Here is a 10,886-nt window from a genome sequence, read left to right as displayed (position 1 = left end):
CCCACATTTGGATCTCCATTTTGTCTGGGGGAACGCGGTCTGCTCTAGCAAAAACAGCGCTTTGATCCAACCACTCAGGTCGGCTCTCAGGCCGCCGTGCTTTAGATTTTGATCTTGATCTGAGGCGCCCCGTTAACCACGCTGGCCGAACGCAGGCTTGAATCCGTGGGTAACCCGGCAGGACGCCGGGTTAGCCGCGCTGGGCCAAGGATGGCCCATCGCGGCGGCCCACGGATTCAAGCCGGAGTGAGGGCACACCGAGCCTAGGCGAGGTGCCGAGTGTTGGGGCAAGAGCCCTTTGGTTACTTTGGGGCTCTTTTCCAAAGTGACCCGCCGTAAGGGCGGAACCCATACCCGCCATCACACAAACAATGGATATGTACTCCAAAAAGCCCCCCCGCAAAACCATCACACCACCCATGCCCCAACCCACTTGTCCAATCATGGCCCTGTTGACTACCGCACCCATCGCCGAAAATAACGCATCCCTTAACAACCACAAGGATGCCCCATGAATGACCCCGTCGAATTCGTGCACCTCGAAACCGAAGCCGACTGCATCACAAGCTTTGCAGTGATGCAGCAGTTACGCCCACACCTGACCGACGCCGCCAGTTTCGCCGAACAAATTCAGCGCCAGCGCCAGAATGGCTACCGCCTGCTGGCCGCGCGTGAACACGGTAAGGTGATCGGCCTGGCGGGCTACCGGCTCACGGAAAACACCCTCTACGGCCGCTTCATCTATGTAGATGACCTGGTGGTGGACGCCTCCCTGCAGCGCCGCCGCTTGGGCGAGCAACTGCTCGACCGGGTCCGTGAAGAAACCCGCACACACGGCTACCGCTGGCTGGTGCTGGACACCGGCATGCACATGGCCCTGGCCCAGCGCTTCTATTTCCGCCAGGGCCTGCTCCCCCTGGGCATGCACTTCTCCCAGGATTTGAGCCAATGACCCGCGCCCTGCTCTTGAGCTTCAGCCCCCACGGCAAAGCCGCGCAAACCTTCAAGCTGGCCCGCGCGTTGCTCAGGGATCTGGTGCCGGATGCTCACGTCACCGAGCGCGACTACGGCGGCCAGGCGTTGCCACCGTTGACCCGTGAATACGCGAATGCCCTGACCACTGCGGGCGGTCTGAGTGGCAACGCAACGGCCTTGTCCGAGCAATTGATCGTGGAACTCGAAGCCTGCGACCTGCTGATCCTCTGCACGCCGGTACACAATTTCACCGTCCCGGCGGCGCTCAAGGGCTGGATCGACCATGTAGTGCGCATCCAACGCAGCTTCACGGTCACCGAGCAGTTCAAAAAAGTCGGCCTGCTCGACGACCGGCGTACCTTTGTGCTGGTCAGTTCCGGCAACTCACGCAAGGGCCACGAACCGGATTTTTTGACGCCCTACCTGACCACCATCCTGTCTACGGTGGGCATCCACAGCGTGGATTTCGTCTACCTGGGCGCCATGGTGCGCGGTGAAGAAGCGGTCAATCGCTCGCTGGAACAGGCACATCGGCAGCTGTCGGCGGCAATCAGCACTGGCCTATAAAATTAATGGCGCTAGAATCGGCGCCATTCTTTGCCAGCCTCCCTGATACGAGCCGCCCATGAGCTTTGATTTCGACACGATCCACCCACGCCTCGGCACCGGCAGCACCAAGTGGAACCGCTACCCGCAAGACGTTTTGCCGATGTGGATCGCCGACATGGATATCGCCGCGCCACCCGCGGTGCTGCAAGCCTTGCACGCGCGCCTCGACCAGCAGATTCTCGGCTACAGCGTAGCGGGCCCGGACGTACGCGAAGCCATCGTGGCCGACCTGTGGGCCAAGTACGCGTGGCGCGTACAGCCTGAAGACCTGCTGTTTCTGCCCGGCGTAGAGCCCGGCTTCAATATGGCGTTGCATGCGTTCGTGCAGCCCGGCCAGCCGGTGGTGCTGCAAACCCCCAACTATCGCCCGATCCGCCTGGCGCCCGGCCACTGGAACCTGCCGCGTATTGAAGTGCCATTCGAGTTGGTTAACGGTGAATTCGTCACGCCAATGCCCGCCATGCGGGAAGCACTGAGCGGTGCCGGCGCCTTGCTGCTGAGCAACCCGCACAACCCGATGGGCAAAGTGTTCCCCCGCGAAGAGCTGCTGGCCGTGGCCAATGCTTGCCTGGAAAACGGCACGTTGATCATCAGCGATGAAATCCACGCAGAACTGTGCTTCGACGGTCGCCGCCACATCCCCACCGCCAGCCTCAGCCCCGAAATTGCCCAGCGCACCATCACGCTGATGTCGGCGAGCAAAGCGTATAACGTCGCCGGTTTGAAAACCTGCTTTGCCGTGGTGCAAAACGCCGAGATTCGCGAGCGCTTCAATAATGCCCGCTGCGGCATGGTCGACAGCGTCAGCCCGCTGGGCCTGGAAGCCACCCGCGCCGCCTACAGCCAATGCAGCGACTGGCTCGACGCGCTGGTGCAGTACCTGCAAGCCAACCGCGACTACTTGCACAATGCCGTGCAAACCCGCCTGCCCGGCGTGGTGATGCATGTGCCCCAAGGCACTTACCTGGCCTGGCTGGATTGCAGCGCCCTGGGCCTGGCCGACCCGCAACAGTTTTTCCTGGAACAAGCCAAGGTGGGCTTGAGTGCGGGGATCGAGTTTGGGGATGACAGCCAGCAATTCGTGCGTTTGAACTTCGGCTGCCCGCGGGCAATGCTGGAGGAAGGCCTACAACGTATGGAGCGTGCGCTGCGTCACCGCTAGGCTGCATTTCACAACTTTTCGCAACGTGCACAGAACCCCTGCTGTTAGTGTTTTCGATGAATAGTCCCACCGGAAACAGCAGGAGTTCCACGGCATGTCGACCCAGCCACTTGATCGCTCGTCCGAGCCCAAAAGCCTCCCCCGTACGCCGGTAAAATTGGGCGAGGCGTTCCATGAACTGCTCAAGAACAGCGCTGGCAAGAAAGCCGACGCTCAGGACAAGCCGCCGTCCGGGCTGGATGCCAGCAAAAAAGCTGGCTATGAACTGGCCGGCAAAGACGCCACGCCGCCCCCTGCCCTGTCCGATTACAAGGCCATCGGCCCGCCGGACGAGGTCGGCCCGGGGCTGATCCGCTATGAAACCCAGGACGGCAAAAAGGTTATCGTCAGCGAAAAGGACAGCCCGGACCTGTTCAAGCAGGTCAGCGCAGACTTCAAATCCCTTTCGGGCGTGGTTGCCAGCCAAAACGCCGGTTATCAAAGCCTGAGTGCAGACGGCAAGGCGCCGGACAAACTGGGCGATTACAAAGCCCTCGGCCCACCCGATGAGACCGGCCCGGGCGTGATCCGTTATGAAACCCAGGACGGCACCAAAGTTGTCATCAGCCAGCGCGACAACCCCGAAGCCTTCCAGAAAGCCAAGGACGACTATGCGAGCTTCAGCGGCCTGTCCAGTAGCGAAGGCGCCGGCTACCGGCGCGCCACCGACAACGAAGTGTGGCCGCCCTATGGCGGTACGGCGGTGGGCCCGGTCGACGAAGTCGGCCCAGGCCTGATTCGTTATGAAAGCAACGGCGAGAAAGTCGTGGTGGCCCGCGACGACAACCCCAAGCTGTTCGATTACCTGGCAGGCCTCAACGCGGTGTACTCCGACCCGGGCAAAAAGGCCGTGGTGGAAGGCGAGCTGAACAATGGCGCAACCCTGGCCGACGCCAACACGCCCGTACCGGGCCTGAATGACTACAAGAACTTCAGCTGGAACAACGACCAGAAAGACCACATTCTCACCTACGAACTGCAGGACGGCACCAAAGTCGTCGTGTCCTCGGACATCAGCCCCGAGCTGTTCAAGAGCGTCGCCACGGCGAATGACACCTGGGCGAAAATCCACACCAGTGAAGACGCAGGCTACAAACTCGCAGGGCCGAACGACTTCCTGAAAAACACCGACATCACCTTCGGCTCTCCCGATGAACTCGGTGACGGCCTGATCCGCTACGAGACCAGCGAAGGCAAGGTCATCGTTTCCAAGGAGCTCAGCCCGCAGCTTTACGATGACGTGAAGGCCAAGTGGGACGCCGCCAGCGCCGCCGGGGTCGACGACACGCGCACCAAGCACAACCTGCCCAAGGCCGGCGACCTGGATGTACTGAACATGGACACCGGCGTGCACGCCGATGAAAAGGACGACAAGTCGCCGACCCTGAGCGTCAGCGAGTTGGCCACTACGCAGTTGATCGATACCTACCGCGCTGGCGTCAAGGACGGCTCGATTCCCAAGGACGATCCGCGCGCCAAGCTGGTTCGCGCTCTTGAAGCCCAGGCGGCCTACCAGAATGGTCATGGCATCACCGGTTATGAAGAGTCCAGGCGCCCGTTCAACACCACATGGCGTGAGTTCGATGACAAGCAGACCGAGCTGACTTCAGCCGACATGCACGACATCATCGACGGCAAGGCTGTCCAGCAACAGATCGGCGAACTGTTCAAAGACCCGACCGTGGCCGCCGACTACAAGTCGAAGATGGACGACGCGATCAACAAGCTGCCGAACAAGGATGAGATCAAGCAGAAGCTGCTGGACCTCACCGCCAACCCGGATTACGTGCTGTACCTCAAGGACCTGCAAGACCAGGGCAAGACCTCCGAAGCGCAAAAAGACCTGAGCGACACCCTCACCTCGCTGTCGTTGTTCGACCCGGAGGCCGCCAGCAAGGCTGCGCAAAATATCCAGGCTGACGGCTTGACCACCGACCTCAATGCGATCCTCTCGGACCCGAGCAAGATCTCCGACGATAACAAGGAACTGGCGACCAAAGACCTGTTCGGCTTGCTCAAGGGCGTGCTCAAGGGCAGCCTGCTCGACCTGCCACGGCGGACCCAGGAAACCCTGGAGAAGTTTCTCAATGAGGGACTTGAGGGCAAGGAAAAGTCCGCAGGCGTCACCAAGGCCCTGGAGGAATTGGGTGAGGTCTACAAAAACAACGGTTCCATCAGCGAAGCCGACTTGAAAACGGCACTGAGCAAACCGTATATCGCAGTGGCTGATCGCGGCATGCTCGGCGAGGTCTTCAACACCCTCAACAGCAAGGGCATTCTCGGCTCTCTCGGCGCGGGCGTGACCCTGTTCTCGGCGATTTACCAACTGGTGGGCAAAGGCGGCAAACTGGGTGAGACCCCGGCGCAGCGCATGACTATCGCCAAGGACTTCATGAGTTTTGCCGGTGGCTCCAGCCACTTTGTGCGCTTGGGTGACAAGATCGGCGAGAGCCTGGGTAAAGGCGGCCTGGTGGACTTCCTTGGCCTGGACAAAACCCTGCCGGAAATCTGGGGCAAGAACGGCCTGCAAGAGCCCAACTTCGAGTTCAAGGTCAACGATCTGCCCAGCGACGTCAAAAGCAAGATCACGAGTGCACTGGACGCCGTGCCGGATAGCCAGTACGACGGCATCTCGAAAATGTTTGGCGAGGGCGACAAGGCCGTCACTGAAGCCACAGAAGGCTTGGCCACCCACCTGGATGACGGCTTGGCCGCAGCGGGCGCGGCCAAGCTGGGCGCCTCCAAGTCGGCGAAAATTGCCGGCTCGGTGATCAAGGTCCTGGGCCCGGCCACGGACATCGCCGGTGGCTTCGCCGACATCGTGCTCGGAGCCTTGGCGATCAAAAGCGGGGTCGACAGCAAGGACCCGCTGGCCCAGGCGGCAGGCGGTTTGCAGGTGGCGGGCGGTGCGTTCGGCGCCTCGGCCGGTGTGCTGGGCGCAGCCGCATTGTTTGGCGCAGGCACCGCAGCGGCATTGACCGGGCCGCTGTTTCTGGTGGGTGTGGTATTGGCCGTGGTCGGTGGCATCATCGGCTACTTCGTTGACCACAACAAAAAACAGAAAGCCACCGAGAAAGAAAACGACTGGTACCGAGACTTGGCTGGCGATGGGTTATTGCAGGACAACTGGGCCGACAAGGTCGAGTACGCCCACTACGAAATCCACCACTACCACGGCCGAGATACGCCAACCGACGACAGTATTTTCCGCTTCCAGCAGTCTGAGTGGGAACACTTCGACCAGACGCCGCAAAAGGGTGGCTCGTCGAGCAACCGCCTGGATGGCGACTTGCACAAGGACTACAAAGACCCGAACACGCCGCCGCGGAACCTGCCGACCGACGCGCCGCCGGATAAACCGCAGCCTCGCCAGCCGGGCGGTGGCGGCGCAAGGATCAACTAAGGATCTGGCAGACTGACACAAACCAATGTGGGAGCTGGCTTGCCTGCGATAGCAGTGTATCGGTCGACACACATGTCGACTCTGACGCCGTCATGGCAGGCAAGCCAGCTCCCACACTTGGTTTTGTGATTACAGTTTGGCGATAGACACTTCAGTCGACTTCACAAAGGCAATCACTTCGCTGCCCACTTTCAATTCCAGGTCACGCACCGAGCGGGTGGTGATCACTGACGTCACGATGCCGGACGCGGTTTGCACGTCAATTTCGGACACCACTTCCCCCAGCAGGATTTCCTTGATCACGCCCTTGAATTGGTTGCGCACGTTGATCGCTTTAATGGTCATGTCGGCTTTCCTTTTGGCTGTTGGGTCAATCCGCACGAATGCGCAGGCACTCAAAATGCGCTATCCAATCGAACAATAAAAGGAATATATAACTCTTTATTTATTCGATATGGATATATACGAACTGTTTGCCAGCCAACAGTCGATCAACAAACTGCCCTCTTCCACAGCAGCAATCCCCGCTCAACTCCCCGCCATTACGCCTCCGGAGTAGATGGCACAGAGACTGCATATTCCTATAAAGCATGATGGAACATGCCATTTGAATTTTCTGAATATAAGAAAAGCCTTCTCTAACCGCCTCTCCCGGAGCTGTTCCATGAAACCTTTCACCCGACGCTTTTTAGGCGCCTGCGCCCTCGCCCTGTGCCTGCAACCTCAAGCCTTCGCCGCCGAAACCGACCCGGCCGAAGTCAACCTGGATTACGCCTACTATTCGCCCGTCAGCCTGGTGCTCAAGCACTTCGGCTGGCTGGAACAAGCCCTGCCGCACAGCAAAGTCGGCTGGGTGTTGAGCCAGGGCAGCAACCGTTCGCTGGAATACCTCAATAGTGGCGGCGTGGATTTCGCCTCATCCGCCAGCCTCTCTGCCGTATTGAGCCGCGCCAATGGCAGCCCGATCAAATCCGTGTACGTCTACAGCCGTGCCGAGTGGACTGCGCTGGTGGTGCGCAAGGATTCGCCGTTCAAAAGCGTCACTGATCTGAAAGGCAAGAAAATCGCTGCCACCAAAGGCACCGATCCCTACCTGTTCACCCTGCGCAGCCTGCAAAAAGCCGGGCTGAAAAAAGACGACGTCGAGCTGGTGCATCTGCAGCACCCGGACGGCCGCACCGCGCTGGAAAAAGGTGACGTGGATGCGTGGGCCGGTCTCGACCCGCACATGGCCGCCAGCGAAATCCAGGCCGGTTCGCGCTTGCTGTACCGCAACAAGGACTTCAACAGCTATGGCGTAGTCAGCGTCACCGAGCAGTATGCGAAGGAGCATCCACAGACCATCACCAAAGTACTCGGCGCCTATGAAAAAGCCCGCGACTGGGCAGTCAAACACCCGGATGAGTTCGCCAAATTGCTCGCCGATGAATCCGGCTTGCCGCTGGAAGTCGCCAGGCTGCAACTGTCGCGTACCGACTTGAGCAGCCCGTTGCTGACCGCCAAGGATGTCGAATCGTCCAAGGCCGCCGCGCCGATTCTGGTCTCCGAAGAGCTGGTACGCAAAGGCGTGAATGTGGACCAGGTGATTGATCAGTTGATCGACACCTCGTTTGGCCAGACCCTGCCGAAGCCGTAAGGGGCGCGTGATGACAAGCAAACTGCAGACATTGCCCCTTCCTGCACCCGTGGTCATCCGGCGCAGTGCCTGGCCGAGGAGGCTCAAAGGCCTGGCCCTGCCGGTGCTGATCCTGTTGATTCTGGAAGGGGTGGTGCGCATCGGCTGGTTGCCCTCTTACCAGATGCCGGCGCCCAGCGAGATCGCCATGACCCTCGCGGACCTTGCCGAAGGCGCCCTGTGGAAGCACATCAGCGCCAGCCTGTTACGGGTGCTGCTGGGCTTCGCGATCGGGGCCGGCCTGGCGTTGGTGTTTGCTGCCTGGGTTGGCCTCAGCCGCGAAGCCGAGGCCTATCTGGAGCCGACCTTTGCCGGGCTGCGCTCGATTCCGAGTTTGGCCTGGGTACCGCTGTTGCTGCTGTGGCTGGGTATTGATGAAACGTCGAAGATCGTGCTGATCGCGATTGGCGCGTTCTTTCCGGTGTACCTCAACGGCGTCGCGGCGATACGTGATATCGACCGCAAACTGGTGGAGGTCGGGCAAATGTACGGTTTCAGTCGCAGGCGCCTGGTGCAGCGAATCCTGTTGCCCGCCGCCCTGCCCGGCTTGTTTACCGGGTTGCGCAGCGGCTTGAGCCTGGCGTGGATGTTTTTGGTGGCCGCCGAGCTCATAGCCGCCACCAAAGGCCTGGGCTACTTGCTCAGCGACGGTCGGGAAACCTCGCGGCCGGATATCGTGCTGGCGGCAATCATCGTGTTGGCGCTGCTGGGCAAGGTCAGCGATGGCTTGCTGGCCGCGCTGGAGACGCGTTGCCTGGCGTGGCGTGACACGTTCACAGGTCAGGGTGCAGAACAATGAGCCAGCAGCCTTTGTTAGAGATTCGCGTCGAGCGCAAAAGCTTTGCCAACACCCCTGTGCTGACGAATGTGCACCTGGCCTTGCAGCCGCGTGAAGCCGTGAGCTTGCTCGGCCCCAGCGGATGCGGCAAAAGCACGCTGTTGAGGATCGTTGCGGGCCTGGAAACAGACTTTCAGGGCGAATTGCGCAGCCCTGAAGGCGAAGTTGCCTTTGTGTTCCAGGAACCGCGGCTGATGCCCTGGCTCACCGTGGAACAGAACATCGGTTTCAGCGATGACAACCGCTACGACAAGGCCTGGGTCACGCAACTGATCGAGGAAGTTGGCTTGAAGGGTTTCGCCCAGGCGCTGCCCAAAGCGTTGTCCGGCGGCATGGCGCAACGCGTGGCGATTGCGCGCGGCCTGTATTCACGCCCGCAGGTGCTGCTGCTGGACGAACCGTTCAGCGCAGTGGATGCGTTTACGCGCATCAAACTGCAGGACCTGCTGCTGCAACTGGCCGCGCATCACGCCATCGCGTTATTGCTGGTGACCCATGATGTGGATGAAGCGCTGTACCTGAGCGATCGGGTACTGGTGATGGACAACCGGCCAAGCAGCATTCGTCAGGCGCTGGCGGTGAATTTGCCGCACCCCAGGGACCGGCGCGACCCTTTGCTGGCGCAGCTCAAGGCGCTGTCCTTGACCGAGCTGCAACGGGCGCATGTGATCTGACAAAAGGGCTTGCTGTGGTGAGCGGGCTTGCCAAAAACAAGCCCGCTCACCACAAAATCATGGCCATGGGATCACACCCGTTTTCCAGTCAGTGTCACCCAATAGCGCGTGCGCGCGTGCACCTCAAACCCCAGTGTCGTGGCCAGCAGGCTGAGAATGCGGTCAGTGTTGTCCAGCTGGAAGCTACCGGTGACGCGCCTGGTTTCCAGGCTCGGGTCCCAGCGTAATACGCCCGGGCGGTAACGCTCCAACTCGCGTAAAAAATCCCCCAATGGCAGGTTCTGTGCGGTCAGCACGCCGTCGCGCCAGCCGGGTTGCAGCACATCGAACGGCGCCCAATCACCCAGCCCGCCGGATTTCAAGAGTGCTTGCCGGCCGCTCTGCAACGCCGCCAGTTGCCCGTTCAGATCACGCACCTGCACCGAGCCCTTGAGCACCGAGACCAGGCAGCCAGACGCCAATTGCCGCACACACGCCTCGGCCTGGCTGACCTGCACTTGCCCAAAACGGGTTTGCACGGTCAACGCCACAGCACCCGGCACATTCAACGCCAGCTCACCGTCAACCAACGTGATACGCCGCTGCGCCAGGTCGATATCCACCGCGGTGGCCGTGTTGAGCTGCAAGCTGCTGCCATCGGCCAGAGGCAAGCGTTTGCGCTCGCCCGTGGCGGTGTGCAGGTCGGCACGCCAGGCGTCGATGGGCAACTGGCGGCTGATCAGCCAGGCTGTCGGCACCAACGCCGCCACACCCAGGGCACGCTTGAGCAACGCGCGGCGCCCCGGTTGCGGGCGGTCGAGGCTGGCCATCGCCAACGCCTGGGGCACGTCACTGAAACGCTGACGCAGTGACTCGGCTTTTTGCCAGATCAGTTCGTGGTGCGGGTGGCTGTCGCGCCATTGCTGCAAGTTGGCGTGATCACGTTCGGTGGCGGCGCCGGACTCGAGCAACGCCAGCCACTGCGCAGCGGCGCGTGCGACGTCGCGGCTCACAGATCCACCAGCAAACAATGCTCATAGGCTTGCGCCATGTAGCGTTTCACCGTGCGCTCGGACACCTCAAGGCGCTCGGCAATTTCGCGATAACCCAAGCCTTCCAGCTGGCTCCACAGAAACGCGCGGCGTACTAGCACAGGCAAACCGTCGAGCAACTCATCCAGTGCTTGCAGGGTTTCCAGCACCAGCCAACGCTGCTCGGACGACGGCACACACGCCTGGGGCAAGTCGGCCAAGGCCTTCAGGTAGGCCTGTTCGAGGCTGCGCCGCTGATGAAAGTTGACCAGCAAGCGCTTGCCGACGGTCACCAGATACGCACGCGGTTCCTGCAGATGCGCTATCGGCTGGGCGCTGGCAAGCACGCGCAGGAACGTGTCCTGGCTCAGGTCCGCCGCATCCCAGGCATTGCCCATCCGTCGGCGCAACCAGTTTTCCAGCCAACTGCGGTGGTCGCGGTACAGGCTCGACAACGTCAACTCGGGGGCGTGGGTCGGGACAACAGCATCATTCATGGCA

Annotated in this window: 10 protein-coding genes; 7 read left to right on the top strand and 3 right to left on the bottom strand. The window is 61.0% G+C overall.

The window, feature by feature from the left end; translation table 11 throughout:
• The first annotated feature begins 511 nt into the window (after window positions 1-511).
• From BFW87_RS24315 to BFW87_RS24300, 4 genes are all read left to right on the top strand, one after another.
• Window positions 512-952: a GNAT family N-acetyltransferase gene (locus tag BFW87_RS24315; RefSeq protein ID WP_078742255.1), complete on the top strand. Its 441-nt coding sequence runs from the start codon at window positions 512-514 to the stop codon at window positions 950-952.
• Entirely contained in the window at window positions 949-1,542 is a 594-nt protein-coding gene (locus BFW87_RS24310) for an FMN-dependent NADH-azoreductase (protein WP_078742254.1), read from the top strand. The genes BFW87_RS24315 and BFW87_RS24310 overlap by 4 nt, the downstream gene beginning before the upstream one ends.
• Window positions 1,543-1,600: 58 nt before the next feature.
• On the top strand, window positions 1,601-2,746 hold the full coding sequence (locus tag BFW87_RS24305) for a MalY/PatB family protein (protein WP_078742253.1): 1,146 nt from the start codon (window positions 1,601-1,603) through the stop codon (window positions 2,744-2,746).
• Window positions 2,747-2,840: 94 nt separating this feature from the next.
• Window positions 2,841-6,188: a hypothetical protein gene (locus BFW87_RS24300; RefSeq protein ID WP_078742252.1), complete on the top strand. Its 3,348-nt coding sequence runs from the start codon at window positions 2,841-2,843 to the stop codon at window positions 6,186-6,188.
• Window positions 6,189-6,317: 129 nt separating this feature from the next.
• On the opposite strand, the gene BFW87_RS24295 is transcribed toward BFW87_RS24300, so the two are convergent.
• Window positions 6,318-6,533 (bottom strand): TOBE domain-containing protein, encoded by a 216-nt coding sequence (locus BFW87_RS24295; protein WP_003173733.1) that lies wholly within the window; start codon window positions 6,531-6,533, stop codon window positions 6,318-6,320.
• 319 nt (window positions 6,534-6,852) lie between these two features.
• Between BFW87_RS24295 and BFW87_RS24290 the strand changes: the two genes are divergently transcribed.
• From BFW87_RS24290 to BFW87_RS24280, 3 genes are read left to right on the top strand one after another with little or no spacing between them, the layout of a single operon-like run.
• Complete coding sequence (locus tag BFW87_RS24290) at window positions 6,853-7,824, top strand: aliphatic sulfonate ABC transporter substrate-binding protein (RefSeq protein ID WP_078742251.1); 972 nt, start codon at window positions 6,853-6,855, stop codon at window positions 7,822-7,824.
• A gap of 10 nt (window positions 7,825-7,834) precedes the next feature.
• Window positions 7,835-8,662 (top strand): ABC transporter permease, encoded by an 828-nt coding sequence (locus BFW87_RS24285; RefSeq protein ID WP_078742250.1) that lies wholly within the window; start codon window positions 7,835-7,837, stop codon window positions 8,660-8,662.
• Window positions 8,659-9,375, top strand: a complete 717-nt coding sequence (locus BFW87_RS24280; RefSeq protein ID WP_078742249.1) for an ABC transporter ATP-binding protein — start codon at window positions 8,659-8,661, stop codon at window positions 9,373-9,375. The genes BFW87_RS24285 and BFW87_RS24280 overlap by 4 nt, the downstream gene beginning before the upstream one ends.
• A 71-nt stretch (window positions 9,376-9,446) precedes the next feature.
• Here BFW87_RS24280 and BFW87_RS24275 read toward each other — a convergent pair whose 3' ends face one another.
• On the bottom strand, window positions 9,447-10,367 hold the full coding sequence (locus BFW87_RS24275; protein ID WP_078742248.1) for a FecR domain-containing protein: 921 nt from the start codon (window positions 10,365-10,367) through the stop codon (window positions 9,447-9,449).
• Entirely contained in the window at window positions 10,364-10,882 is a 519-nt protein-coding gene (locus BFW87_RS24270) for a sigma-70 family RNA polymerase sigma factor (RefSeq protein WP_078742247.1), read from the bottom strand. Before BFW87_RS24270 ends, BFW87_RS24275 begins: the two co-directional genes overlap by 4 nt.
• Window positions 10,883-10,886: the final 4 nt, after the last annotated feature.

It is taken from the genome of Pseudomonas fluorescens, from assembly GCF_002022275.1.
Taxonomy (GTDB): domain Bacteria; phylum Pseudomonadota; class Gammaproteobacteria; order Pseudomonadales; family Pseudomonadaceae; genus Aquipseudomonas; species Aquipseudomonas fluorescens_AJ.
This window is presented reverse-complemented; position numbering and strand designations above follow the sequence as displayed.